Annotated in this window: 27 protein-coding genes and 1 pseudogene; 21 read left to right on the forward strand and 7 right to left on the reverse strand. The window is 39.2% G+C overall.

The genetic code is table 11. The features are described from left to right. Positions 1-67 precede the first annotated feature (67 nt). From asnS to FS458_RS08430, 7 genes and pseudogenes are all read left to right on the forward strand, one after another. On the forward strand, positions 68-1,360 hold the full coding sequence (asnS, locus tag FS458_RS08405; protein ID WP_144699434.1) for an asparagine--tRNA ligase: 1,293 nt from the start codon (positions 68-70) through the stop codon (positions 1,358-1,360). A 321-nt stretch (positions 1,361-1,681) separates the two neighbouring features. Next, entirely contained in the window at positions 1,682-2,395 is a 714-nt protein-coding gene (locus FS458_RS08410) for a DnaD domain-containing protein (protein WP_144699436.1), read from the forward strand. Positions 2,396-2,456: 61 nt separating this feature from the next. Next, the gene (gene nth / locus FS458_RS08415) at positions 2,457-3,128 is read left to right on the forward strand and encodes an endonuclease III (protein ID WP_066395588.1); all 672 of its coding nucleotides are present in this window, start codon (positions 2,457-2,459) and stop codon (positions 3,126-3,128) included. A 339-nt stretch (positions 3,129-3,467) separates the two neighbouring features. Then, positions 3,468-3,968: pseudogene (locus FS458_RS20985) on the forward strand (peptidoglycan recognition protein family protein); the annotation flags it as partial. A 111-nt stretch (positions 3,969-4,079) separates the two neighbouring features. Further along, complete coding sequence (locus FS458_RS20990; protein WP_260858757.1) at positions 4,080-4,511, forward strand: peptidoglycan-binding domain-containing protein; 432 nt, start codon at positions 4,080-4,082, stop codon at positions 4,509-4,511. Between the two features lie 80 nt (positions 4,512-4,591). Beyond that, positions 4,592-4,933, forward strand: a complete 342-nt coding sequence (locus FS458_RS08425; protein WP_144699440.1) for a YpoC family protein — start codon at positions 4,592-4,594, stop codon at positions 4,931-4,933. A 57-nt stretch (positions 4,934-4,990) separates the two neighbouring features. Next, positions 4,991-6,253 carry a glycosyl hydrolase family 18 protein gene (locus tag FS458_RS08430; RefSeq protein WP_186320489.1) on the forward strand — a complete coding sequence of 421 codons (1,263 nt, stop codon included), beginning with the start codon at positions 4,991-4,993 and terminating at the stop codon, positions 6,251-6,253. Between the two features lie 87 nt (positions 6,254-6,340). Here FS458_RS08430 and FS458_RS21175 read toward each other — a convergent pair whose 3' ends face one another. The 3 genes from FS458_RS21175 to FS458_RS08445 all read right to left on the reverse strand — a co-directional run bounded on the left by FS458_RS21175 (position 6,341) and on the right by FS458_RS08445 (position 9,980). Continuing rightward, positions 6,341-8,983 (reverse strand): transglycosylase domain-containing protein, encoded by a 2,643-nt coding sequence (locus FS458_RS21175; RefSeq protein ID WP_144699444.1) that lies wholly within the window; start codon positions 8,981-8,983, stop codon positions 6,341-6,343. Between the two features lie 77 nt (positions 8,984-9,060). Beyond that, positions 9,061-9,666, reverse strand: a complete 606-nt coding sequence (gene recU, locus FS458_RS08440) for a Holliday junction resolvase RecU (protein WP_144699446.1) — start codon at positions 9,664-9,666, stop codon at positions 9,061-9,063. 68 nt (positions 9,667-9,734) lie between these two features. After that, positions 9,735-9,980, reverse strand: coding sequence for a glutaredoxin family protein (locus tag FS458_RS08445; RefSeq protein WP_144699448.1), 246 nt, complete (start codon positions 9,978-9,980; stop codon positions 9,735-9,737). Between the two features lie 131 nt (positions 9,981-10,111). On the opposite strand from FS458_RS08445, the gene FS458_RS08450 reads away from it, so the two are divergent. Continuing rightward, positions 10,112-11,068 carry a DUF2515 domain-containing protein gene (locus FS458_RS08450; RefSeq protein ID WP_260858514.1) on the forward strand — a complete coding sequence of 319 codons (957 nt, stop codon included), beginning with the start codon at positions 10,112-10,114 and terminating at the stop codon, positions 11,066-11,068. 34 nt (positions 11,069-11,102) lie between these two features. On the opposite strand, the gene FS458_RS20630 is transcribed toward FS458_RS08450, so the two are convergent. After that, positions 11,103-11,243 carry a hypothetical protein gene (locus tag FS458_RS20630; RefSeq protein ID WP_186320490.1) on the reverse strand — a complete coding sequence of 47 codons (141 nt, stop codon included), beginning with the start codon at positions 11,241-11,243 and terminating at the stop codon, positions 11,103-11,105. A 213-nt stretch (positions 11,244-11,456) separates the two neighbouring features. Between FS458_RS20630 and FS458_RS08455 the strand changes: the two genes are divergently transcribed. The 6 genes from FS458_RS08455 to FS458_RS08480 all read left to right on the forward strand — a co-directional run bounded on the left by FS458_RS08455 (position 11,457) and on the right by FS458_RS08480 (position 15,641). Further along, positions 11,457-11,972, forward strand: coding sequence for a MerR family transcriptional regulator (locus FS458_RS08455; RefSeq protein ID WP_144699452.1), 516 nt, complete (start codon positions 11,457-11,459; stop codon positions 11,970-11,972). 306 nt (positions 11,973-12,278) lie between these two features. Beyond that, positions 12,279-12,647 carry a YppE family protein gene (locus tag FS458_RS08460; protein WP_144699454.1) on the forward strand — a complete coding sequence of 123 codons (369 nt, stop codon included), beginning with the start codon at positions 12,279-12,281 and terminating at the stop codon, positions 12,645-12,647. Positions 12,648-12,697: 50 nt separating this feature from the next. Next, positions 12,698-13,237 (forward strand): hypothetical protein, encoded by a 540-nt coding sequence (locus FS458_RS08465; protein WP_144699456.1) that lies wholly within the window; start codon positions 12,698-12,700, stop codon positions 13,235-13,237. After that, entirely contained in the window at positions 13,234-14,451 is a 1,218-nt protein-coding gene (locus tag FS458_RS08470; RefSeq protein ID WP_144699458.1) for a DEAD/DEAH box helicase, read from the forward strand. Before FS458_RS08465 ends, FS458_RS08470 begins: the two co-directional genes overlap by 4 nt. 61 nt (positions 14,452-14,512) lie before the next feature. Next, positions 14,513-14,809, forward strand: a complete 297-nt coding sequence (locus FS458_RS08475; RefSeq protein WP_144699460.1) for a YciI family protein — start codon at positions 14,513-14,515, stop codon at positions 14,807-14,809. Between the two features lie 142 nt (positions 14,810-14,951). Further along, positions 14,952-15,641 carry a CPBP family intramembrane glutamic endopeptidase gene (locus FS458_RS08480; protein WP_186320491.1) on the forward strand — a complete coding sequence of 230 codons (690 nt, stop codon included), beginning with the start codon at positions 14,952-14,954 and terminating at the stop codon, positions 15,639-15,641. Between the two features lie 269 nt (positions 15,642-15,910). Here FS458_RS08480 and FS458_RS21180 read toward each other — a convergent pair whose 3' ends face one another. From FS458_RS21180 to FS458_RS08495, 3 genes are all read right to left on the reverse strand, one after another. Further along, the gene (locus FS458_RS21180; protein ID WP_186320492.1) at positions 15,911-16,111 is read right to left on the reverse strand and encodes a hypothetical protein; all 201 of its coding nucleotides are present in this window, start codon (positions 16,109-16,111) and stop codon (positions 15,911-15,913) included. 308 nt (positions 16,112-16,419) lie between these two features. Further along, positions 16,420-17,067 (reverse strand): cupin domain-containing protein, encoded by a 648-nt coding sequence (locus FS458_RS08490; RefSeq protein ID WP_144699465.1) that lies wholly within the window; start codon positions 17,065-17,067, stop codon positions 16,420-16,422. A gap of 111 nt (positions 17,068-17,178) precedes the next feature. Then, positions 17,179-17,514 carry a hypothetical protein gene (locus FS458_RS08495; protein WP_144699467.1) on the reverse strand — a complete coding sequence of 112 codons (336 nt, stop codon included), beginning with the start codon at positions 17,512-17,514 and terminating at the stop codon, positions 17,179-17,181. Between the two features lie 678 nt (positions 17,515-18,192). Between FS458_RS08495 and FS458_RS08500 the strand changes: the two genes are divergently transcribed. The 7 genes from FS458_RS08500 to FS458_RS08530 all read left to right on the forward strand — a co-directional run bounded on the left by FS458_RS08500 (position 18,193) and on the right by FS458_RS08530 (position 25,665). After that, entirely contained in the window at positions 18,193-18,735 is a 543-nt protein-coding gene (locus FS458_RS08500) for a hypothetical protein (protein ID WP_144699469.1), read from the forward strand. Positions 18,736-19,127: 392 nt separating this feature from the next. Beyond that, positions 19,128-20,675 (forward strand): nickel ABC transporter substrate-binding protein, encoded by a 1,548-nt coding sequence (gene nikA / locus FS458_RS08505; protein ID WP_144699471.1) that lies wholly within the window; start codon positions 19,128-19,130, stop codon positions 20,673-20,675. A 1-nt stretch (position 20,676) separates the two neighbouring features. After that, the gene (nikB, locus tag FS458_RS08510; protein WP_222122224.1) at positions 20,677-21,618 is read left to right on the forward strand and encodes a nickel ABC transporter permease; all 942 of its coding nucleotides are present in this window, start codon (positions 20,677-20,679) and stop codon (positions 21,616-21,618) included. A 14-nt stretch (positions 21,619-21,632) separates the two neighbouring features. Further along, positions 21,633-22,472, forward strand: coding sequence for a nickel transporter permease (nikC, locus tag FS458_RS08515; protein WP_391503405.1), 840 nt, complete (start codon positions 21,633-21,635; stop codon positions 22,470-22,472). A 14-nt stretch (positions 22,473-22,486) separates the two neighbouring features. Then, on the forward strand, positions 22,487-23,494 hold the full coding sequence (locus tag FS458_RS08520; RefSeq protein WP_144699475.1) for an ABC transporter ATP-binding protein: 1,008 nt from the start codon (positions 22,487-22,489) through the stop codon (positions 23,492-23,494). Continuing rightward, positions 23,481-24,254, forward strand: a complete 774-nt coding sequence (locus tag FS458_RS08525; protein WP_144699477.1) for an ABC transporter ATP-binding protein — start codon at positions 23,481-23,483, stop codon at positions 24,252-24,254. Before FS458_RS08520 ends, FS458_RS08525 begins: the two co-directional genes overlap by 14 nt. A gap of 64 nt (positions 24,255-24,318) precedes the next feature. Further along, on the forward strand, positions 24,319-25,665 hold the full coding sequence (locus tag FS458_RS08530) for an MATE family efflux transporter (protein WP_144699479.1): 1,347 nt from the start codon (positions 24,319-24,321) through the stop codon (positions 25,663-25,665). The last annotated feature ends 22 nt before the right edge of the window (positions 25,666-25,687 follow it).

A 25,687-nucleotide genomic window follows, 5' to 3' on the forward strand; every position in this document is an offset into this window, starting at 1 on the left:
TTTTTAGAAAGTTCTCCTTCATAATTTTTTTGGTAGATATTGATAACGTACAGTGGAGGTACATGTAGTGAAAACAACGATTAATAAGCTTAGTGAACACGTAGGCAAGACCGTTAAGATCGGTGCTTGGCTCTCTAATAAGCGTTCTTCAGGTAAGATCGCTTTCTTACAGCTTCGTGATGGATCTGGATTCGTACAAGGAGTTGTTGTAAAGAGTGAAGTAGGCGATGAGATCTTTGCAAAAGCAAAAGGACTTACGCAAGAGTCGAGTCTTTACGTAACAGGTACGGTTAAAGAGGACGAGCGTTCAGCTCTAGGTGTAGAACTTGAAGTAACAGATGTTGAAGTGCTTCATCAAGCGGTAGACTACCCGATCACACCGAAAGAACACGGAACAGAGTTCTTGATGGACCACCGTCACCTTTGGATTCGTTCTAAGCGTCAGCACGCGATCTTAAAGATTCGTAATGAAATCATTCATGCAGTTAACGAGTTCTTCTACAACAACGACTTTGCAAAGGTAGATCCTCCGATCTTAACAGGAAGTTCTGCTGAAGGAACAACTTCATTATTCCATACGAAGTACTTTGAAGAAGATGCGTATCTTTCACAAAGTGGACAACTCTACATGGAAGCGGCAGCGATGGCACTTGGAAAAGTGTACTCGTTCGGTCCGACTTTCCGCGCAGAAAAATCGAAGACTCGCCGTCATTTGATCGAGTTCTGGATGATCGAGCCTGAGATGGCTTTCGTGGAACACGAAGAATCTCTTGAGATTCAAGAGCAGTTCATCTCACACATCGTTCAATCTGTGATCTCACGCTGTGAGAACGAGCTGAAGACACTTGGACGTGACATCTCTAAACTAGAGAACGTTAAAGTGCCTTTCCCTCGCGTTTCTTATGATGATGCGATCAAGATGCTAAAAGAAAAAGGGTTTGATGATATCGACTGGGGAGATGACTTCGGTGCGCCGCACGAAACAGCGATCGCAGAAAGCTTCGATAAACCAGTTTTCATCACGAACTATCCGAAAGACATCAAAGCGTTCTACATGAAGCCAGATCCTAACCGCGATGATGTTGTACTGTGTGCAGACCTGATCGCTCCTGAAGGATACGGAGAGATCATCGGTGGAAGCCAACGTATCGACGACCTTGCCCTTATGGAGCAGCGTTATGAAGAGCACGGCTTAACTGACGATGCTTACAAATGGTACCTAGAACTTAGAAAATACGGAAGCGTTCCACATTCAGGGTTCGGTCTTGGATTAGAGCGTACAGTAGCATGGATCTCTGGAGCGGAGCACGTTCGTGAGACGATTCCATTCCCTCGTCTATTGAACCGTCTATATCCTTAGTAAAATTAAAATCTCCCTGTTATGCGGGGAGATTTTTTGTTGTGTTAGAAGGTGTCTTAAGTGTTGGAATCGTGCAATTAAGTCGTTTTGAGGAAGAATTAAGTCGGTTTTGGATGCAATTAAGTCTAGAATGAAAAAATTAAGTCAAAATCGAACCTAATTAAGTCGAAAAAAGAAAATAAAGGCCGTTCTGCAAATTTCGACAAGCCCCTAGCCTTAGCTCATGACTTCCAAAACTACTTTTTTCTCAACATTCACCAGTACAGTGAAAATAAAAAAGCTAGTTATTTATGCTATAATGTAGCAAGAGGTGTTTTAGTGATGAACGGTAATTTATTTGAACGATGGATGGCTGAAGGAACAATCAGCATCCCTAATATGTTAATGAAAACGTACAAACAGATCGGTCTATCAGACAACGAATGCATGTTGTTTATTCAGCTTCATGTTTTTATAGAATCAGGAAACTACTTTCCGACACCTGTCGAGCTATCTGAACGAATGTCAGCTTCGAGTGACGAAGTGTCTGCTATGCTGCGAACACTAATCGGCAGAGGTGTACTTGGCATGGATCAGTTCGAAGATAAAGAAAAAGGCGTCTATTTTGAGGCTTACACGCTTCAGCCACTTTGGAACAGACTTCTTCAAAGCTTGAAAGAAGAAGAGCAGGTGAAAAAAGAGGTACATAAGGAGCATCAGGAACAGAACGTGTTTGTTCGATTTGAAAAAGAGTTTGGTCGTCCTTTATCTCCGATGGAGCTTGAAACGCTTAAGATTTGGATGGACGAAGATCATCAGTCTCCAGAGTTGATTCTTTCTGCGTTAAAAGAGTCCGTTTTATCTGGAAAACTGAACTTCCGATATATTGATCGTATTTTGTTTGAGTGGAAGAAAAATGGCATTGCAAGTCCTGAAGCTGCCAAAACGTATGGTGAAAAATTTAGAGTCAGACAGCTGCAAAGAACGGGGAAACAAGAGCAGCCTCGTAACGATACAGGTATCAAACGACCCCAATACAACTGGCTAGAATCGTAATATATACAAAAGTCCTTATATCCTAAGGTCTTTCTTTTTTATAACAGGAGGTAACGTAAACGTGTTAAACAAAGCACAGATTCAATTTTGTTTAGAGCAGATCGAGGATATGTTTCCAGATGCTCATTGTGAACTTCACCACTCGAACCCGTTCGAGCTGACGATCGCGGTGCTTCTGTCTGCGCAATGTACGGATGCGCTCGTTAATAAAGTCACACCAAAACTTTTTGAAAAATATAAAACACCGCAAGATTATCTGAACGTTACGATAGAAGAGCTGCAGGATGATATCCGATCGATCGGATTGTACCGAAACAAGGCAAAGAACATCCAAAAGCTGAGCGAACTCGTTATTAACGAGTATGGAGGAGAGATCCCGAAAGACCGGGATGAACTGACGAAACTGCCGGGCGTAGGACGAAAAACAGCAAACGTTGTAGTATCTGTCGCTTACGACGTTCCTGCTATTGCAGTCGACACGCATGTTGAACGGGTATCGAAGAGGCTCGGGATCTGCAAATGGAAAGATTCTGTACTGCAAGTAGAAGAAACATTGATGAAGAAGATTCCAAAATCGCTTTGGGGCGCTACTCATCACCGTTTGATCTTCTTTGGAAGATATCACTGCAAAGCACAAAATCCAAACTGCCCTGAGTGTCCACTTCTCTCGATCTGCCGAGAAGGCAAGAAGCGGATGAACCAAAAAGAGAAGAAGCTGACTCAGAAAAGATAGCTATGAACCATACCGTAACTCATGCAGTTACGGTTTTTTTATTGTCTTTGAGTTTGGTAGAGTGTGAATGTTATTCGGCACTCATTGGGGTATTTAGTGAGGTAAGGTTGTCTTGATTTGCAGACTCGTTGAAATATAGTGAAAACTCGCCGTATTATTGTCCAATCTCGTGGTATTATCAACAATATTTCGATGGAGGTATACGTGCCCACCCTATAATCAACTATTTTTAAAAAAACTCACAGTATTACTTGCGAAACCTAAATTCTGCACAAAAACCCCATATGTACAAGCAATCACTCTCTTTCTACATACCCTATAGAAAGGAGTGATGTTTTTGTGTCATATTCAATCACATATGACTATATTAAGTTAGGTAATGCAAGACCTGGTACGAAGCTAGACGGGCCATTCTTTGGAGTAGCTCATGATACAGGAAATCCAGGAACTTCGGCCAGAAGCAACCGAAACTATTTTAACAACCAACAACCGAGTGCGAGCGCTCATGTTTTTATAGATGATAAAGAGATCCTTGTGATCATTCCGCTTGATGAAAAAGCATATCATGTTCAGTATGGAACTCAGTTAGAAAACGTGCGTTTTGGCCGAGAATCAAATGATGCAGCGATCGGTGTTGAACTCTGCTGGGGAGGCGGGATCAATTTTCAAGAAGCGTATAGAAGATATGTCTGGTTCTGGGGTTATCTTTGTAAAAGATACAACTGGAGACCACAAGAAAAGATCGCGAGCCACAAACAATTAGACCCAGGGAGAAGAACCGATCCAGATAACGCGTTGAATCGTTATGGAATCACCTTTAATCAGTTCCTAAAAGATGTGGAGAATTCTATATCCAATCAAACAATTCCAACACCAGCACCGAAACCTTCACCTCAACCAACACCAGGGACTAATAATAGTATTCTGAAAAATGGGGACACAGGTCAAAGAGTGAGAGATCTGCAGAACAAACTTAAACGAGCAGGTTACTCTCTTACAGCAGATGGCGTTTACGGTCCAAATACAGAGAACGCCGTTAGATCATTTCAAAGAAAATACAATCTGACGGTTGATGGAATTGCAGGCCCAAACACATTAAATAAACTTAATGCTGTTTTAACGCAACCAACCAAACCAACTCAACCTGCACCGCCAAAATCAAGTAACTCAAACGGAAGTGCTGTAGTTCCTTATCCAGGATATGTAATTAAAATAGGTTCAACGGACTCAGCAAACATAAGCAGAATACAGCGTGCTTTAAATATTTCAGCAGATGGTAACTTTGGTCCACAAACAGAATCAGCTGTAAAAGCTTATCAAAAAAGAAAAGGACTAGCTGTAGACGGAATCGTTGGACATGCCACTTGGAACACACTGTTTTAAAGAGGTACAATAACTGTAGATAAGAGATTATCTTCTTTTGATAAGCTCTTTTTTTTGTATACAGAGCGGAGGCGTTTTAGATGAATGAGAATACGGAAAACATCTTTATAGAGTGGAATGAGAAGTCAAAGGAAATTGCGTTACACTTTAAAAATCGTAATAGACAAAAAGCAAAAGAACCAATGAAATTCTTCTTACAACAGCTTTTGAAAACGATCTATCTCGGAAATGGAGTGCAGCCTGATGAACTGATGAATTTTAGAAACGATCTAAAGGGATTCAAGCATCTACCTGTAAACGCGATCGAGCGGCTTTCGTTCATCGAAGAGCTGCCAGATCACTATCAATCGTACATACAGCTTAGTGAGTTATTTTCTGAATGGGAAAAGAAAAGTGTCATATTAAAAAAGCGCAGTACATAAGGACAAGACACTTGGACATATGATGATGACATGAGACGTTTTTTTAGGAGGGGTATCATGCAGATTCATGTGGTGAAACGGGGCGATTCTCTTTGGAGACTTTCGCAGTACTATAAATTGCCGTGGCAGGAGCTCGCTACGGTTAATCGATTGTCAGAAAAAGACGTGTTAACGGTAGGACAGACACTTTTCATTCCAACACCTTTTACGTATACCGTTCAGCTTGGTGATTCATTAGAGGAGATCGGAAAGAGGATCGGTGTAACTGTCGCCCAGCTACAGCAGGCAAATCCGGGTGTGACGGACAGCAACCTCCGGCCCGGAACGCAATTGAACGTACCGCAGCGTACGAAGAAAACAATCGTAACGAACGCGTTTGCCGAGCCTAATCCAAAGGCTCAAGCCAATTTTGATGCCGCTGCCAGAGCGCTCACGTACATCACGCTATTCAGCTATGAAGTGAACGAGAAAGGTGTATTCAAACCACTGAATGATTCTGAGTTCTTAAAAGATGCAAAAAATAAAAACGTACGCCCGATCATGGCCATCACGAACATTAAAGACGGTGAATTCAGTGAAGAAGTAGGGACAGCGATCCTAACGAAAAAAGAGATTACAGATAAAGTGATAAACGAATCTTTACGTATCATGAAACAAAAAGGATATGAAGGGATCTCGGTAGATTTTGAATACTTAGGAAAACAAAACAAAGAAGCTTACAATCAGTTCCTAAGGACGCTAACAGAGAAGATGCATCAAGAAAATTTTATCGTTATGACTGCGGTCGCGCCAAAAATCTCTGGCACTCAAGAAGGCGAATGGTATGAATCCCATGACTATAAAGCACACGGAGAGATCGTAGATTATGTGATCCTGATGACGTACGAGTGGGGATACAGCGGAGGACCGCCAATGGCAGTTAGCCCACTTCCTTCTGTAAAAAAAGTGCTCGACTATGCAGTGAGTGTGCTCGATCCGAGGAAAATTCTAATGGGCATCAATCTGTACGGTTATGACTGGACTTTACCGTATAAACCGGGCGGTGAGTTTGCGAAAGCATTAAATCCGGTTCAAGCAACCCAGCTAGCAGGAAAGCGGCAGGCTGCCATTAAATACTCAAGAAAAGATGAAGCTCCTTATTTCCGTTATTGGGATAAGCAGAAGAAAGAGCATGTGGTATGGTTTGAAGATCTTCGAAGTATGAGAGCAAAGTTTGACGTAGTCGATCAGTACGGCTTTGCAGGTGTGAGCTTTTGGAACCTATCGTTTGGTTATCCTGTATTTTGGAACTATTTGCTTGATCGGTATAACATAAAATAGGTGTTCTGAAAACAGCAGTAGATTGCTTTACTTATGTGAGAATAAAAAAGATCCGCCAGCTAAAAGTTGCTGACGGATCTTTTTTATTTATTGACCGAGAGGAGGAACGAGGCCTCCACCGTTTCCACCATTTTGTTGTCTGCCTCCGTTTTGACCTGGAGGTGTAGGTGTTGTACCAGGCTCACCTTCTGCAGGTGGCTCCGTTCCAGGCTCTTGACCTGGAGGAGTACCAGGTTGTTCACCTTCACCGCCTCCTTGATCTGGAGGAGTACTAGGTTCACCTTCTGCAGGTGGCTCTGTTCCAGGCTCTTCTCCCGGAGGAGTACCCGGCTGTTCGCCTTCACCCTCACCAGGCGGTGGCTCTTCACCTTCAGGGCCTTCGATTGTAATCGATGTTCCTGCTGGTTCGCTTTCTGTATTGTTCTCACTGTCGATCGCTATGACTTGGAATGAATATTTACCAGGAGCAGGAGCTGGAACAACGAATTTCGTATCGTTGATCGTTGCACGTTCCTGCATCGGACCGTCGTTATAGCTTGCGAGAACTCTAAAGGTTACACCTTTCTTCTTACCATATTTCCATTTTACTTCGATCTCGTTCTTATCTTCCTTGTACTTCGCTTCAAGCCCTTCAATCGAAGAAGGCTTTTCATAGCTATCACTTATACCAGGAAGGTCAGTTCCTTTAACGAAAAGCTCAATGATCTTCTCAGAATCAGGTGTGAACTCACTTGCTCGTTTGCCTGTTCCTTTTTCCATCGCGACTTCTGTTACGGATTTCGGCTTCTTGAAGTCGGTATTCTTATGATCTAACTCGCTCATGATGTCTCGGAAGATCTGTTTCGAATAATCCGCTTCATTGTCGTTTAGATAGAGACCGTTACCTTCTTTGTCTTTGTTCTCAGCATAACCGGTCCAAACAGCTGCTGTATAGGTTGGCGTATATCCTGCCATCCAAGCATCTTTAGTCGCACCATCTGGAAGACCGTACTTATCACGATCTTCTTTAGAGTAGTTAGTTGTACCCGTCTTACCAGCTAAGTTAAGTCCACTAACGTTCGCTTCACGTCCAGTTCCTCTGTCCATCACATCTTTTAGCATATCTGTGATCATATAAGCGGTGTAATCTTTCATAGCTGCTTTCGGCTCTGAATCGACTTCAACTACACGACCATCAGGGAACTCAACTTTACGTACCGTAGTTGGTTTTGAGTATATACCTCCGTTACCAAACGATGTATAAGCACCAGCTAGTGTAAGAGGGGAGATACCACCGTTAAATCCACCGATCGCGTAGGATGGATAAGTTGTATCTGGATCTAAGTCAAACCCTAATTTATTTGCAAAATCTGTTGCTTCTTCAGCACCAACTTCTTGGAACGCACGAACAGCAGTCGTGTTCTTCGATTCAACGAGTGCTTGACGCATCGAGATGTCACCAACGTTGCGATCGTTAAAGTTGTTGATTGTAATGTCTTTCAGTTCTACTGGTTCATCTTTTAGGATGTATCCTGTGTTCCATTTTTTATTCTCGATCGCAGGACCATAATCAAGTATTGGTTTAATTGTAGATCCAGGCTGACGTTTTATCTTAGAAGAGAAGTAGTTACTTAGTTGACCGCCGCGGCCACTTCCGACTGCGCGAATGGACCCTGTCTTCGTATCAACTAATGCAACACCAGATTGTAAGAATTCATGCTCTTCATTTAACTTCGCTTTTAATACATCTTCAGTTGTTTGCTGTGCTTTCGTGTCTAAATTTGTATAAATTTTAAGTCCGGATGAATAGATATCTGCCTCTTCTAGACCTTCAATATCTTTGAGATCATCAATAACCTGTTTAATGTAAGCATCATAAGGGCGAGTCTCAGTCTTAACTTCGCCTTCTTTAATCATGTCTTTAACAGAAATACTTTTTGCTTTTTCTGCTTCTTCTTTTGAGATGAATTTATGCTGAGCCATCAAGTTTAAAACGACGTTACGTCGATGTTCGGCTTCTTTAGGATTTCTTGTAGGATCATAATAACTTGGTGCTTTTGGCAGACCAGCTAAAAGAGCAGCTTCTTGCACTTCAAGTTGATCAACATCCTTGTTGAAATATACTTTAGCTGCTGTTGCAATTCCATAAGCATTGTTTCCAAAATAGATTTTATTTAAATACATCTCTAAGATTTGGTCTTTAGAGTACTTCTGTTCTAATTGAACGGAAAGGTATGCTTCACGAATCTTACGTGTAAGAGATTTTTCATTCGTTAGAACCGTATTCTTGATAACCTGTTGAGAGATCGTACTCGCACCTTCTGCTCCAAAACCTTCTCTAACGTTAGCGAATGCTGCGCCAGCAATACGACGTACATCTATACCGCTATGCTCACGGAAACGCACGTCTTCTGTAGCGATAAAAGCATTTTGTACAGGTTCTGGAATCTCATTAATCTTCACACGAATTCGTTTTTCATCACCGGCAACAAGAGAAACTTCTTTGTCGTTCATATCCATAATCTTAGAGGATACCGGTGTTTCTAGTTTCTTAGGATCTAATTTAGGTGAAGTAGCGGCAATAACGCCGATCGTTAACAGTCCTAAAACGCCTAATATAAGAGCAAGGATCAACAGAGTTTTCTTCCAATTGCGTCCTCGTCTCGGTTTTTTTGTTTTTGATTTATTTGCCAGCTTGGAACTATCACTCGATTGTCTGCGCTCCATACGGCTTCGGTAATCTTTTGACATTGTTTTACCAACCTTTCAACTTCATAAAAAAATGAACACGTTCAATTATTCGACGGCATTTGACAATTTATGAACGACTAAAAATAGACAGAATCTACCACTTGTAAGTAATTAAGCCGAGGTTGATACCCGATATTTATAGAATGTCCTTTTTCCTCGATTTCAGCCTTTGGTATAGATTTTCTGCCTTTTCTCTGTTCGTTCCAAAACGTGATCAAGTGAGAACTGTCGAATAAATAGCTCTCATCTGTTGCAGAGAAACGAAGGATGACGAACGAGATCCCACCATGATCTAAGATGTGCTGCATATGAAGTAACTGATGTTCATGAAAGTTTTTTAGTGGGAAGCTCGTCTTATTCTTTGTTTCTTTTGCCTCAAAGTCAATGTATCTTCCTTTATACACCCCATTGTAATCTGTCGTCGAAGCGAGTTTAAAGTATGCTTCACGAATGACAGCGGCAGATCGTTTTGGATATTCTACATTTACGATCTGAACCGGAGTAGGTTTCTTATGGATGATCGCTTGATTGGTTAAAAGATAATATTCGTTGCTCTGATTGATATCATCTTCTAACGACATTCCTCTGTTGCTGTACGAAATATCCTTTTTGATAGAAGATGAAGATTGTTTTTTCACGATAGAAGTCACTTTCTTACCGTTTGGATAATGAAAGGTACCCATGATTCATCTCCTTTACAACGAAAGATGGCTATGCGCATGAAAAAACGATACACATAGCCGTTGGATGTTTACTTTTTTAGTAGTCGAGAAAGTTCTTCTTCTACAAAGCCCATGACGACTTCTTTTGAGTCCTCCGTTTCAATAACGGTTACAGGAGTTGCAGAAGCGCCGAGGTCGATCACTTCTTTCATATAGGCATCGTTTTTACGAATATCTCGTTCTTCAAAAGGAATCTCGTTTGCTTTTAGCCACTCTTTTTCTGCAAAGCATGGAGGGCATGTTTCTTGTGTATAAAGTATTACTGTCTTCGCCAAAGGTCTATGCCTCCTTTTTCCAAATACATCTTTCATAACCATTAGTTTACTCTTTTTTCTTATATGACACAAATATTTTATAACATGAAAGCAAACGATAGAAAATAGGACAAAAAGCATGGAGGAAGAGCGTGGTACAGCATAATGAGGATATCATTCAACACATTTTGAGACGTACGAATTCACAAAATCGTGACAATATTTCACGTACCGTAAGCTATGCCACATTTTTTAAAAACAACCCTGAGATCAGGTGGGCGATGCTCGCAAGTCTTGTTTCAAGAAATGCAGGTTACAGCATGTGTGACTTAAAAGGGGATTGGTTGCCTAGGCTGTTGTCTAAAGATACTAGAAAGCATTTATTCCTAACGTATGAACGCGCAAACTGGCTGATCTTTCAGGATGCATATCCCCAGCTTTTGATCTATGAGTATTCGAAAAAACAAGATGAGCCATGTTTTCATCTGCTCAGATATTTTGGTGTTTCAACATTTATGGTGATGGAGTGGGAGAGATTTTGGAAAGAGAAAGATTTGAAGCGAATTTGCACGTCCCTAATCATTAATGAACAACACGTGATCGAAAAGCCAGTAATAGAGGATGGATTTTACAAAAAGAGAATTTTTTCAAAGGTGCCGTTTCTCTTACAAGATTATATGCACTTTAGTACTGTGCTTTTTCCTGTAGAGAGTGGCGAAGTGATAGGAATTTCCGTTCATGGATTTAAAAAGACAAGAAATAGGATCGAAACAGGTAAAAAACTGTATACCATCTTGTTTGAGTCAGAGTGGAGTGAAGAGATTCTTTCCTTTGCAGATAAAGTCACTCATACAGGATCAAGACATGATTTTGAAACCTTTATCTATCCCGGTAAAAAAAGAGAGACTCCTTTTTTACGAATCGCGTTTCCAATCATCGAGCACCATAGGTCTAACACAAAGGACTGGTATCGTAAAAAAGTAAACACTGAAAAGTTTTATGAACCGGTTAAACCTTTGCACCGGATTGTATTAACCGATTGGTACAAACAAAAGCAAAGGCAGCTTAAAATAGGAATCCTCTTAAAAGAGTGGATCTTGCATGCATAAAAGAAGACGGCTTTTTTGAGCCGTCTTTACTTGTTTATGTGCTAGGAATATCAGGGCCGTTCAGCTTTTTGTCACCATAGCCTGTGCTGTTCTTTTGTTCTCTCTTTTGAGTACCCGTTTCTTCTTGGGATGTATACTGATCCTGCTGTTTTTGTTGTTTGCTGTCTTGGTTCATGTTGGCACCTCCTTTTTGTATCACCTGAACTGTTCTTAGTTTTGGTGCTGTTGCGACTGAATATACAAACAATCAACAAATTGAGTGTCGAAATTGTAGTGATTACGTTGTATTCCACTTTCTTTGGCGAATGAAAACTAGTTTTGTCAGGTGTGAAGGGGATGGGAATATGATGCTAGAAAATAGTACTCACAAGAAAACGGGGAGGGATTCATGATGGAAATGGTGTTGATGAAAACCAAAACGGTCTCTGAGGAACTTGGGGTGAATCCAACAACAGTTCAGCGTTGGGTCAGACATTTTAACATACAATGTGACAAGAATGAGCATGGTCATTATCTGTTCAAACAAGATGATATCGATCAGCTAAGAGAGATTAAAGCACAGCTTGATAACGGACTTTTGATGAGTGATATTCAAGTTCAGTCCATGCAGTCAACAGAGCAATCAATGGAACTGCCAACCCAATTTGAAGATAAGTTCAATCGTTTGAACGCTGCGATAGAGGCATTGGAAAAGAAAGTGGAAGAAAAAGCAGATGGGGTCGTTTCCTATCAAATGTTACAGCACGCAACAGAGCTTGAAGAACTGATCAAAAAGATGGAGAACATGGAAGCCCGACTGCAAGATCTAGAAGTGGCACTTCTCAAGCAAGATTATCCAGAAGAGCGACTGTATGTAAAAGAAAAATCAAAGAAGAACTGGTTCGTCAGTTTGTTTACTTTATAAATTGCTCTTAATTTAAATGTCTTTCACAACCAAGTGACTACTGCTTTTCGGTTTTATATTACTTCATTGACTAGTTGATTGAAGTGGAAGATGCGAGACTCCTACGGGACGAGCGGTCAGGTGGAGACTCCTAACGGCGCAAAGCGGCAGGAGGCTCACCGTTCGCCCCGTGGAAAGCGAGTATCTGAAACGGAAATCAGCCACTTTCAAACACTCCAAAGAATATCAGAATACAGCTATTTAAAATCAAAAAGTGTAAGTCTCTTCATTCTTTGGTAGGATATAAAGAATGGGGGGACTTTTTTAATGGACCATTTATTTACATTAACAACCGAGCTAATCGCTGATATAGATGAAGCGTTTCATATTTATAAGACAGAAACCAAAACGAGAGAAACAGAAGCGGACTTTTTTACAGAGGTCAAACCTTTTGCCGATCGCATCCATTATCGTGTAAAAGACTGGGAGCCGCTCGCGAGAGACTGGGTGATCGCCAACAAGCCTAAATATCTGTACCCAATTCAGATCAAGACCGCTGCTGAAAACATTGGCTATCTTGGTGTTTACGTCTTTCAAAAGAAAATGAAAGATAAACGAATCACAGAAATGGTGAAATCTGTTCTCTATGTATTGAATCAGCTAAAGAATCAAATGGCGGAAGTCGAGAATAAATAATTTCACGTACCGTATTTAAATATTGTTTTTAAAAATAGGGAGAGAACAAGATGTATCATCCATCTGTTTATGATAATCTAAAGGTTGTGCTCGAAGGAGCAGTATATGACCTAGATTTTTCAGGAGAAATTGAGATCATTAATCGTAAAGACTTAATGGATCAAGCTATTATAGAAAGAAATTATTCGATTGACTTTGTAGTTTCAGCGATCGGAGAAGCGATGAAAGGGACGATCACCTTAACTTCAAATCTAGAAGACTTGGCTATGGAAAAGTTGAACGATAACCCTGAAGGGGCAGGAAGTAAACTTTCCTGCGTGATCGAGACTCCGGTTTATGAAATAGAAACAGATTGTAAACAGCTTCAATCCATACTGAAAAAATGGGGAAGCGGAGATTTAAAAGGTGACATTCAGCAAAAACTTACTTATATATATGGCCAACCAAGACACGTATTCACCAACACGATCTCTATACAACTTCAAAAGCCGGTTTCTGAAGAGGAACCAGAGCGAATTTCATCTGTACTTGAAGAGTTAATAGCGTCAATAAAAGAAATGAATGAATATTTTAAGGGGTATAAAAAATGACACAATCGCTACAGAATTTTCCGGAATTTATCCGAAACGCTTGGGACAAAAGCGGGTTTTCAGCATTTACAGACATTCAAGAACGATCAATTCCTGAACAGCTAGAAAATAAAGATTTAATCATTGAATCTCCAACTGGGACTGGTAAGACTCTTGCTTATGCACTACCAGCACTATCAAAGTTAAACCCAGAAGTAAAGAATGCTCAAGTCCTCTTTTTAGCACCAACACGAGAACTAGCAATGCAAATTTACGATGTATGTCAAAAGTTTACCGAAAACAGCGGACTAAGCGGGGCATCTCTCATCGGTGGAGCTAACATGCAGCGTCAGTTAGATAAATTAAAAAAGAAACCGCAATTTATCGTTGGTACACCTGGGCGAGTAAAGGAATTGATCCAAAACAAAAAACTTAAAGTGCATGAAGTAAAAACCATTGTGATCGATGAAGCTGACCACATTATTGAAGCTGGATTTAACGGTGACGTTGAACAAGTAATCGCAGCAACACTAAAAGATCGTCAGCTAGTATTCGTATCCGCTACGATCAATAACAAGACGGAAGATTGGTCAAGAAAATTAGCCGTTGCACCAGTTATCGTTAAAGTAGAAAAAGACTTGGTGAAGAGCGAAGTCACACATACGTTTATGGTGTCTGATTACCGTGACAAAGTTGAAAACTTACGTAAGCTGATTCGTCACACACCTGGAATTAAAGCGATGGTCTTCATCAATAGTTCGATGAAGATGGATGAGTTCGCAACGAAACTTGAGTATAAAAAGATCAAGCTAGGTGTATTAGCGGGTAATTCAACTAAACAAGATCGTCAAAAAGTAATCAACGACTTTAAGAATGGAAAGATTCCTGTTCTTTTAACAACGGATGTCGCGACGCGTGGATTAGATATTCCTGACGTAACACACGTGGTTCATTTTGAAATGCCAGAAGACGTAAAGCAATACGTCCACCGATCTGGAAGAACAGGGCGTATGGGAAAAGAAGGTACAGTCGTTTCTTTAGTAACGAAAGCAGAACTAACTTCTGTGAAAAAATGGACTGCCAAGATGAACGTACCCCTTCAAAAGCAGCTGCTTGAAAAAGGGCAAGTCATCGTAGAAGAAAGTGCTAGTAAAGGACCATCCACTAAACGCACTGCACCGAAAAATGAAAAAAGCATGCAGCGAAAAACAGACGGATCTAAAAAAAGAAGATAGTCGCAATTAAAGGATATTTCATGAATCGATAGAATTCTTTCTCTAAAGGGGAGAGATACGTTTGGAAATCACTGAATTTTTATATCAGATTAAGCCAGTTAGAGCAGATTTAATGGAAAATCAAATACAAGAGGAACAAGAAAAGCTTCAATCTCATTTTTCGTACCTTCAAGATTTGTTAGAAAAGGGAAAATTGGTATTGGCAGGACCATGTCTGGATGCATCGTTCGGTGTTGTGATTCTTCAAAATACAAATGAAGAAGAAGCACAAGAAATTATGGAAAATGATCCAGCAGTTAAGGGGAAGATTATGACAGCAAACCTGTATCCTTTTCGCGTTTCATTAATAAAGAAATAGCACATCTTAGCACTGTAACCCTCCGATGGTTGCAGTGTTTTTTTATGCTTTTTCACAAAGAATGTTGTTTTTAATGATATACGATTTTATTTACATTTTATGGTATCTTATTTATAAGAATAAAGAAAAGGGGGCAAGAATATTGGAGCCAAGTTTAGAAAAACTCCAAGTTCAAAAGAGAATCCTCACTTGGAAGCAAGTAGTAGGTATTTTAATTGTGATGTTTGGATGTATGGCTTTAGGAGTGGTTCTTTACAAGCAATCAAATATCAGGTTTATCACTTGGTATAATGGTTCTGGAATCATAGAATTGTCTTTTATAATAGGTCTTATATTATATCGCCCAACCCGTGCCTATTTAATGAGCTCTTGGAGCATCAGAGCGTTAATTAAGTGGACCAATTACGCTTGGCTCATTGGAGGATTTGTTTTAATGATCTTCTTATGCAGTTGGTTATTTCAAATCCCACTTGAAAGTACGTGGGACATACTTTCAAGTCCTATTTCTCAATACCCATTAGCCGAAAAATGGCAAATAGTCTTGTTTCTTTTGGGAACTGGAGTAATAGCACCTGTTTTTGAAGAAGCCCTTTTTAGAGGAATTATCTATCGGAAATTGTACGAAACAAGGGGAATGGTTATAGGACTCTTTGTATCTTCACTAACATTTACTTTCGCTCACTTTTCTATGTCCTTGTCTTACACAATAGAAATTTTTGTGTTTGGCATTTTATTGGCTATTATCTATCAATTTACTCGTTCTCTTTCTATTCCTATTTTATTGCACGGAGCTTGGAACATCTTTGCTGCTTTTTATTTCAATACCCTTTAAACAAATAGCAGTAATCTACATGAAAAGCCCCTTATTTTAAGAGGGTTCTCGTTGAATTCATAGAATTTATGTAACGGTAATGAAGTATTTCTGGAGGCGTTGGAAATGTTTGGTTTGTTGAATGTTGGTAGTCTAGTATTAGGGTTAATTGCTTAGATTTTGCCAGTTGTAAATTTATTGCGCAAGAACAGCAATAGTTGGATGACGTTATCCTTGATTAGTATTCGTGCATGCGCGATATCACTATGTTTTCAAATTTTTTATACATACTATAAGGTGACGATAGAGGATTGGAGCGCACTCATGGATACGATGTATACGACTGCGTTTGCTTCAGCTGTGCTTTTACTTATTACTATCGTATTGAATGTAATGACATTGGTTGTTAATCGTGGCAAAACAGCAAATTGAACGATCTTAAAAAGGAAATCAATCATGATTTCCTTTTTCTTTTTGTCTTTTCTTTTCATAATACTCATACCTTATCTTGCGGCTACGAATTTGTTCTACTTGCCAATCCACAACTTTAATAAGAGCTACTATGACAAGAATAGGTATTCCGATATATAAAAATAAAGTTAAGAATAAAATAAAGTATGTTATTTCCATAATTTATACATAACCTCCAGTGATACTTTTATAGATAAAACTTAATATTGTAAGATTAATGGAATTCAATGATGCTTAACCTTTAGAGAATATTTATAAAAACAAAGCAAACCGACTAGTTACTTACTGGTCGGTTTTTAGGCGTTGTTATATCTTAGTTGTTATTGCTCTACCACCAAACATTCCGATAAGGCTTAACGTACGGAGTTTCAGGATGCTGTTGAACATATTGCATCTGCTGATAGGTTTGTTCATGGTTTGCATGGTAGGTATATTCAGCGTTTCGCTGACAGTTCGTGTAAGGCCCTATATAAGTAGAAGGTTGAACAGGGGCAACGGTTTCTTTCCATTGATTCTCGTCAAGACAATAGGTATGCGCCATAACATTGGTAGGGGTGAATCTAAGTATATCTGAACCAAGAATAACTTGTGGAGTGGGTGCATTAAAAATGGCTAGAATATGAGTGTTATCTTCTAAAGCGATTTCATAATGCCACCACCCTTGAGGAATGTTTGCCACTTGGCCGGGTGTGATCTTAAAGTTCAATAACTGTTTGGTAAATGGATTCAGAATCGATACGAGAACAGAACCTGAAATACAGTAGACAAGTTCAGCTGCATTCTGATGATAATGAGGTTCAACTACATTGTTCGTACTCATAAATATGTCTAATAATGATACGTTCTCTAAAGTATTCAACTGGTTGATACCCAATACATTGATATAATTTTGGCTGTCTTTTTTGAATAGAGGACTCGTATTTACATCAAACGTATATTGAGCAGAGGGAGATGTATAATCCATATATGAAACCATAAGGTGCTTCACCTCTTCTTAGGCGTTTGCCAACTTTGTAAGTATGGTATGCAAACGCAAATAATTGGGTGTTTACCGAAAAGCTTCCTTGTATTACTAACGATTGTAGGACTAATTATTTGTAACTACGAATGTGCCTATTATAAACACAATGCCAGTAGAGATCAGTGAAAGGATTAAACCAATAATAGCAAGAATCTTTTTCTCTCTTCTCTTAAATAATGTGTAGCCACAAAGCAGTAATGACAGAGGAGAACCAATAGCAACTGTATAGATCAGAAAGTTGCCTCTTGTACTATACATGGTCAGAATTAATAATAGTGGAACCAATAAAGAAGCATAACTCAACCAAGAAAAACGTTTATTCTTCTCACTTCTATCCCTATACCACGCAAAAATACCTATTAATAATCCTAAAAGCATAAGTAGGATAAAAATTAAATCCAAAAAAATCCCCCCGATTCAGAAAATTTTCAAGCTTTTTCCATCCAGCATTATAGCATATATTGGAAATAATAATTGTAAAATTTTAGTATTTAAATAATAATAGTTTAAGAAGGGTCATTTGTCATAAAAACAAATAAGAATTAGATAACCAATATTTTTAATTAAGGAGGAGTAATGATACTTATAAGAAAAGTGATAGCTGCTATTGTTACTAGCTTCATTATGACCTTGATAAATATTGCGATTCTCGGTTTAGAGTTTAGTATTTTTATAGCGTTTAATTTAGTTCCATTCGTCATCTTATATGGATCTTTTTCGTCCATGTTGTCTGATTACATGATCAAGTGGGTACATCCATCTTTTAAGCTTTTATTATCAGGTGTTATTCATATTCTCTTTGGTTTATTTTTCTTAATTTATATTTTGATACGTGAACAAGGGTATTATGATCTGGAAAACATAGTATGGAATATAATCTTCATGCAATCTATACTTTGTTCTCTATTCTTTTGGATGATTGACGAAGTGTTAAAGAGAAAGGCCATAGTGATATGGTTTAAAGAGAAGTTGACTAGAATTGGTGAGTTGAGGTTATAAATGAAGGGACCAAATCGTGCACTTCTACTTCAAATAAGGATACACTCCTAAAGGACCATGTGAAAAAAGGGGATAGTCACAATGACAAAGACAAAAAAGCTAATTGGAGGCATATTATCGGCAGCTGTTGCTTTAAGTGCCTGCAGTTCTAGAGAAGATATAGCTGTTCAAGATGAATCAACTTACACTGAAGATGAAACCTACTCAACGTCTTATTCAGAAGAGCCTACCTACGATTTAGCTCATGAAGAGGAGATTGACCTAGATCATTTGCAATCTCAATATCCAGATATGGATTTAGAAGCAATGGAAAATTATATAGAAGAAAACGGACTGGAATTTCAAGAGGATGAGCTTATCACGTTCTTAGATGATGTCTATGAAAACGGGGAATCTACTCTGGATTCCAACTATTATGCCAATGAAAGCTCGTTTCCGTGGTGGATATTCTTGTTAGCAAATACAAGCAAAACGAAACCTACAGGTAAAGTTAACTTTACGAAACCAGCTACAACTGCTCCTTCCACAGTTAAACCTGCAACAAAGCCGAGTACGAACGTGACAACAACTCCTTCATCAACAGGTTCAGGCTTTGGATCAGGAAGTAAGTCGTCTGGATCTTAAAATGTCATACTCACTTTACTCACTTTGTAATCTCATACTTATACAAATCTCTTAAACCCATCATTGATGGGTTTTTTATAGTTTTACTTCGTTCAGTGATTGACGGTAATTTTATTAAATGATAGAATTCGATATGTAAATCGTAATGATTACGCTTAAAGTGAAAGTGAGGAGGGCAGCACTTTAATAACAATCAGAAGGGCGAGCATAAGGAACACCTTGTACAAAGGTGTCGTAGATCATAAGATCACTTCGCTTCTTAATGTTCATGATTACTTGATACATAGGTATTATTTCTCCATCTTTCAATAAAACTTCAAGTATTAAATTTTTTTTGATATTTAAACCGTAATGATTACGATTATAAACCAATAGGCAAGGAAGGTAAATGAATGAGAAATTATAAGAATATTTTAGTAGGAATGTTATGTTTGGTTCTTGTATTCATGGCTGGTTGTTCAACCACACAAAATAGCTCAGAAAAACAAGAAGAAAAAGAAAAGAACGTTAATATGATTTTCAGTTTTAAAGCAGCTAACTTAGATCCGCATACTGGCTTTATTCCTATTCGTGCTGGACTTACTGAAACGTTATTAAAACTGGATGATAAATCGAATATTGAAGGCTGGCTAGCTGAAAGATGGGAAACAACAGATAACGAGAAGTGGGTATTTGAAATTCGAGATGATGTAAAATTTCAAGATGGTAAAAAACTTGATGCTGAATCTGTCAAACAATCATTAGAAAGAAGTATTGAAGCTAACGAATCGTTAGGTGATTCTCTCAAGATTAAATCTATGGAAGCAGATGGACAAGCACTTACGATCCATACGACAGAGCCCTATCCTGCACTTCCATCCGAACTTGTAAATCCTTATACATCAATTGTAAACATAGAAGCAGCCAAGAAGGATGGAGAAGAAGCGTTTAGAAATAACCCAATCGGTACAGGTCCATTTAAAGTAAAAGAATTTAAATCCAATCAATTTGTTGAAGTTGAAAAAAACGAAGACTATTGGGCTGGAGAACCGAAACTGGACTCAGCCAAAATAAAGTTTAATGAAGACGCTAACGTAAGAGCACTTGCCCTACAGTCAAAAGAAGCTGATGTTGTGTACAATCTCCCTGCCGAAAGTCTAGATACGATAGAAAAGGATAATAAATTGAGAGTTGAATCCATTCCTGGACTACGAGCGCATTTTGTTCTATATAACAGTCAAAGTAAAAATGTTAAAGATTTAAAGGTTAGACAAGCTCTAGACCTCTTGATTGATCGCAAGAGTGTTGTAAATGACATCATGCTAGGACACGGTCTTGAAGCTAACGGTCCATTTAACAGTACTTTACCGTTTGGGCTAGATGAAGAAGTTTCAGAATTGAACGTGGAAAAAGCTAAAAGCCTTTTAACTCAAGCGGGCTACAAAGAGAATGCAGAAGGTTTAATGGAGAAAGACGGTAAACCGCTAACTCTTGAACTAGTTACGTATAAAGCTCGTCCAGAACTGCCTCTAATCGCGCAGCTACTTCAATCTGACGCAAGTAAAGCAGGAATCAAAATCGATATAAAAACAGTTGAAAATGCAGATACGCATCTAGTTGAGAACAAGGATTGGGATCTAGCGACTTATAGTAACAATACCTCTCCAAGAGGAGACGGAAGCTACTTCTTTAATACTGCTTTCACAGAAACAGGAGCGTTAAATGTTGGGAAGATCAACATTCCTGAACTTAACACTCTAATTGAAAAGTTAAATAGAACGACAGATTTAGATGAGCGTACAAAGCTGACACAAGATGCGTCTAAGGTAATCAACAAAGAAGTTGCCCATAGTTATGCCGTTTATCCAAATATCATTATTGGAATGAACAAACGCATTGTGAACTGGGAGCCTACAGCAGAGGAGTATTATATTCTAACACACAATATGGATGTGAAATAATGTGCTTACGATTATAAAGAATAGGGTTACTCAGCTGGTTGTCGTTTTATTTATTCTATCCCTATTTACGTTCACATTAATGAAGATGGCACCAGGTGATCCGGTTCTTACCATTCTAAATGCCGATGAGATGGTCGTAACAGAAGAAGATCAAGCTGAGCTTAGAAATAAGCTTGGCTTTGATCAGCCTCTGTATGTACAATATGGCAAATGGATGTTCAACCTCATGCAGCTTGATCTAGGAAAATCATACATGTCTGGGAAACCAGTTATTGAAGAACTGTTAACGCGCATACCCATTACGGCTGAACTTACATTTTTTGCAATGACTATCATGCTATGCATTACTGTTCCACTTGGGGTATGGTCTGCAATATATGTTAACAAATGGCCTGACCAATTAAGTCGGATTTTAGCATTGATCGGAGCATCGATACCTAATTTTTGGCTCGGGCTCATCTTAATCTATCTCTTTGCGTTTAAATTAGGTGTTCTACCTTCGTCAGGAATAGGGTCCTATTCTCAGATCATCTTACCTGCCTTTACATTAGGTTTTACGTTTGCAGTAGTTTACGCAAGGCTGCTTCGAGCTGGCCTTTTGCAAAGTTTGTCTGAGGATTATATCTATGCAGCAAGAGCAAGAGGTGTCAAAGAGTGGAGAATTCTATGGTTGCATGCGTTTAGAGCTGCTGTTCTCCCTGTTCTGACCATTTTCGGCTTAAGTTTAGGTAGCTTCTTAGGTGGAGCAGTAGTAGTTGAAATTTTATTTTCTTGGCCAGGATTAGGAAGCCTTGCCGTAGACGCTATATTTAACCGAGACTATCCGGTTATCCAAGGATATATTTTATTAACTGGGGTATTTGTTGTATTAACAAATCTCTTAGTTGATTTATCTTATTATGTGATCGATCCAAGAATGAAACGAAAAGAGGAGGCATTATGAAGATGAATATTCAGATGCCTAGAATAAATCGAATTCCATTTTTCTTTAAAAATCAAAACTTACTGATTCAGTGGGGAATCATATTTTTTCTTATCATCACTTTGATTACATTGATTGGACCGTTTATCGTTCCGAATGATCCCCTCACAGCGAATATGTCTGAACGGCTTGCCCCACCAAGTTCAACTTATCCTCTAGGAACTGACCACATGGGAAGATGTATATTTTCCAGGCTCATAGTCGGTGCTCAGTCAACACTTGGAATAACGGCACTCGTTGTTGCGACGGTTGCAATCATCGGGATTCCGATCGGTCTCGTGATCGGTTATATTGGTGGTCGATTGGATACAGTGTTTATGCGTGTAGCAGATGGTATACTTGCTCTTCCCGAATTTATTCTAGCGATTGCAATTGCTGGATTCTTAGGTCCGAGTTTGACGAATCTTATGATTTCGATTGTTTTTGTTAAGTGGATTGCTTATACAAGGGTCGTAAGAAGTATTGTAATCACTGAACGAAACAAAGATTATGTCCAAGCTGCAAAAGTTGGGGGAAGTTCTAGCTGGAAGATTATACGAAGACATATGTTTCCGCAAATTGTTTCTCCTGTCCTTGTTCTAGCTACTCTGGATATCGGAAAAGTGATCCTTACGATCTCTTCCTTATCTTACCTTGGATTAGGTGCGCAGCCGCCAGCACCAGAATGGGGAGCGATGTTGAATGATGGAAGACCTTATTTTCAGAGTGCGCCAGAATTAATGATCTATCCAGGTTTAGCTATCTTTTTTGTGGTTTTAGCATTTAACTTAATGGGTGAAGGATTGCGAGACAAATGGGATGTTAAAAGTCGTTAGAGAGGAGGTTTGCAATGATTGAGAACAATACGCCAGCAACTTGTGAAAATAATCTGCTCGTTGTGGAAAACCTTTCAGTGATTATCCGTAACAGCAGGGAAAAGTTAATTCGCAATCTGCATTTTTCCATTTCTCAAGGTGAAATATTTGGGTTAGTCGGAGAGAGCGGCAGCGGAAAAAGTTTGACAGCCACCGTGATTTTGGGAATGATTTCTAAGTCTTTGGAAGTTACAAGCGGATCTGTTAAACTTGGTCAATCAGAGATCACATCGTTAAGTGAAAGAGAGTTAAGAAACATTCGTGGTAAAGAGATTGCTTACCTTTCACAAAACTACCAAAGCTTCTTCACTCCATTTATAAAAGTTGGACAGCAGTTTATTGAAATTATAAGATGTCACACTGATATAAGTAGAAAAGAAGCAAAGAAAGTGGCTATTCATTGGCTGAACAAAGTCCACTTACCTGCAGAACGTGTATTTAACAGTTTTCCCGACGAACTAAGTGGCGGACAATTACAGAGAGCTTCAATCGCATCTGCCATTATGTTTCAGCCGAGACTGATTATTGCAGATGAACCAACAACAGCTTTAGACGTGTTAACCGGAGAAAGAATTCTCGATCTACTGTCTGAGCTTAAAGAAGAGTTGAACTGCTCTATTCTCCTAATCTCACACGACTTGAAACATATTATTAACCGAACACAAACAGTAGGCGTTATGTACGGTGGACAAATTGTAGAAATAGGAAAAACCAGTGCTGTATTATCGAATCCTATCCATCCTTATACGAATCTATTACTTCAGTCGAGGCTAAGATTGAATAAGCATATCCAACATGAGTTGCCGACTATGCTAGGTGAACCTGGATCAATGGCTGAAGAGGGGTGTCCTTTTTCTAAAAGGTGTCCAAGTGTTATGAAATCCTGCAGCAACATAGTCCCAATGAGTAGCTTAGGATCACACCATTCGGCGGCTTGTCATCTGATGAATGCAGAAAGGGAAGAACGATATGTTACACGTTAATTCAATCTCGAAGACGTATCACTCAAAAGCAGCTTTAAGTGATATTTCACTAACCGTTCAACCTGGTGAAAGCATAGGGGTAATTGGAGAGAGCGGGAGCGGTAAGAGTACGCTTGGTAAGATCATATTAGGGCTAGAGAAGCCTGAACAAGGAGATGTCCATTTTAGAGGGAGTAACCTGCACACGCTAAAAGGACAAGCTTTAAAAGCATCTAGACGTCACCTTCAAATCGTGTTTCAAGATCCTGCCGGGTCATTAAACCCCAAACTTCTTGTATGGAAGTCTGTGGTTGAACCGTTAGAAAATTTTCCAGACGTTATCCCTTCATTTTTAAAAGAAGTAAGACATGATCGTAAGAAGATGGCCGAAGTCTTGTTTCAAAAAGTGGGTCTATCATCTGAACTTCTGGAGAGATATCCACATCAGCTAAGTGGTGGACAAAAACAAAGAATTGCTGTAGCGAGGGGAATTAGCTTAGAACCAGATTTGCTGGTCTGCGATGAACCTACTTCAAGTCTTGATGTTTCTGTACAAGCACAAGTGCTCAACCTGTTAAAGAAGTTGCAGCGAGACTTGAACCTCTCTCTTCTATTCATCTCACATGATATTGCTGCTGTCCAATTCATGTGTGAACGAATTGTAGTATTAAAAGAAGGACTCGCAGTTGACTCATTTTTAACAGAGGATCTTTTTTCAGAGTCTCGTCATCCCTATACCAGACTATTGGTGGAGATGAGTATGGAACAAGAGTATAAATAGAAGAGAGCCAACACTTTTACACGTGAAGTGCTGGTTTATTTTTTGTGGGGGAGGATGAACGTATTTGAATCATTCAAGATATCTTGGATTGGCACTACCGCTGATTCTAACAACCATAACGACTCCTCTTCTTGGTGCAGTAGATACGGCTGTTGTGGGACAGTTAGATGATTCCTCTTACATAGCTGGAGTAGCTGTCGGCACGATTGTTTTTAATACGATGTATTGGCTGTTTGGATTCTTGAGGGTAAGTACATCTGGATTTGCTGCACAAGCACTTGGAACAAAAAATGAGGACGATCTTATACGTTCCCTAAGTAGGCCATTGCTCTTAGCACTCAGCATAAGTGCCATTTTAGTAGCGCTTCAATACCCGATCAAAGAACAGTTTTTGCCGCTGTTGACATCAGATCCAGCCGTTAAGTCTCTAGCCATAGAATACTTTGCGATTCGTATATGGGGTGTACCATTTGGACTGCTCAATTATGTCATCATAGGATGGATGATGGGACTTGCCATGATTAAGAAGACTTTGTTTCTTCAAATGTATATGAATGTAACGAACATTGTACTTGATATTCTATTTGTTAAAGTCTTCTCATGGGGTGTGGCAGGTGTTGCGGTGGCTACATTGATTTCGGAGGTTTCCACTTTTATAATCGGTCTTTTTATCGTTTGGAAAGCGATCCCCGCAAAGCGGCGTAAGAAGATTTTCCAGATAAAATCAATCGATCTGTCCTCGTATAAAAAAATGATGAGAATGAACAGAGATCTATTCATTCGAACATTATGTTTATTAACTGTGTTTAATGTTTTTACGGCAAAAGGTGGCACTTTCGGGACAGAGATTCTAGCGGCAAACGCCATTTTGATCCAGATCCACTACATTATGGCTTATATGTATGATGGATTTGCCAATGCTTCAAGTATATTAACAGGCAGAGCAATAGGTTCTAATGATAAGGCACTTTATCGATCAACGATTAAGCTTAGTTTTCAATGGGCTGTTATCTCATCACTAAGCATCTCGAGTGTTTATTTTGTATTTAAAAATCAGATACACCTATTGTTTACTTCTTTACCTGAAGTGTTGAATGTCGTTGGAACTTATGAAGCGTGGATTATCCTCTTTCCGATCGTATCCAGCTTTGGTGTCGTCCTTCACGGTATTTTTGTAGGAGCAACAGAAGCGTCTTCGCTACGAAACTCTATGATTCTAGCTTTACTCGTTTTCTTAGTTTCGCTTTATTTAGCAGCACCACGTTTAGATAACCATGGATTATGGTTAGCGTTTATTCTTTTCAGCACCGCCAGATCGTTGTTCCTAATTCTACATGTGCCAAAATTAACACGGACACTAGGATTCCATGAAGTTCATTATGATGGAAAGAATAAGGTATTCAATAGATAAAAGGTAATGGCGCACATAAATA

Source organism: Fictibacillus phosphorivorans, assembly GCF_007673525.1.
Lineage (GTDB): Bacteria > Bacillota > Bacilli > Bacillales > Fictibacillaceae > Fictibacillus > Fictibacillus phosphorivorans_C.

Coding starts and splice junctions, on each gene's coding strand:
- FS458_RS08520 (WP_144699475.1), top strand. CDS start 22,487: ATGATTGAGAACAATACGCCAGCAACTTGTGAAAATAATCTGCTCGTT.
- nikC (WP_391503405.1), top strand. CDS start 21,633: ATGCCTAGAATAAATCGAATTCCATTTTTCTTTAAAAATCAAAACTTA.
- recU (WP_144699446.1), bottom strand. CDS start 9,666: ATGGGTACCTTTCATTATCCAAACGGTAAGAAAGTGACTTCTATCGTG.
- FS458_RS08470 (WP_144699458.1), top strand. CDS start 13,234: ATGACACAATCGCTACAGAATTTTCCGGAATTTATCCGAAACGCTTGG.
- FS458_RS08455 (WP_144699452.1), top strand. CDS start 11,457: ATGATGGAAATGGTGTTGATGAAAACCAAAACGGTCTCTGAGGAACTT.
- FS458_RS08410 (WP_144699436.1), top strand. CDS start 1,682: ATGAACGGTAATTTATTTGAACGATGGATGGCTGAAGGAACAATCAGC.
- FS458_RS08525 (WP_144699477.1), top strand. CDS start 23,481: ATGTTACACGTTAATTCAATCTCGAAGACGTATCACTCAAAAGCAGCT.
- FS458_RS08425 (WP_144699440.1), top strand. CDS start 4,592: ATGAATGAGAATACGGAAAACATCTTTATAGAGTGGAATGAGAAGTCA.
- FS458_RS21175 (WP_144699444.1), bottom strand. CDS start 8,983: ATGTCAAAAGATTACCGAAGCCGTATGGAGCGCAGACAATCGAGTGAT.
- FS458_RS08500 (WP_144699469.1), top strand. CDS start 18,193: ATGACAAAGACAAAAAAGCTAATTGGAGGCATATTATCGGCAGCTGTT.
- FS458_RS08460 (WP_144699454.1), top strand. CDS start 12,279: ATGGACCATTTATTTACATTAACAACCGAGCTAATCGCTGATATAGAT.
- nikA (WP_144699471.1), top strand. CDS start 19,128: ATGAGAAATTATAAGAATATTTTAGTAGGAATGTTATGTTTGGTTCTT.
- FS458_RS20630 (WP_186320490.1), bottom strand. CDS start 11,243: ATGAACCAAGACAGCAAACAACAAAAACAGCAGGATCAGTATACATCC.
- FS458_RS21180 (WP_186320492.1), bottom strand. CDS start 16,111: ATGAAAAGAAAAGACAAAAAGAAAAAGGAAATCATGATTGATTTCCTT.
- FS458_RS08490 (WP_144699465.1), bottom strand. CDS start 17,067: ATGGTTTCATATATGGATTATACATCTCCCTCTGCTCAATATACGTTT.
- FS458_RS08465 (WP_144699456.1), top strand. CDS start 12,698: ATGTATCATCCATCTGTTTATGATAATCTAAAGGTTGTGCTCGAAGGA.
- FS458_RS08430 (WP_186320489.1), top strand. CDS start 4,991: ATGCAGATTCATGTGGTGAAACGGGGCGATTCTCTTTGGAGACTTTCG.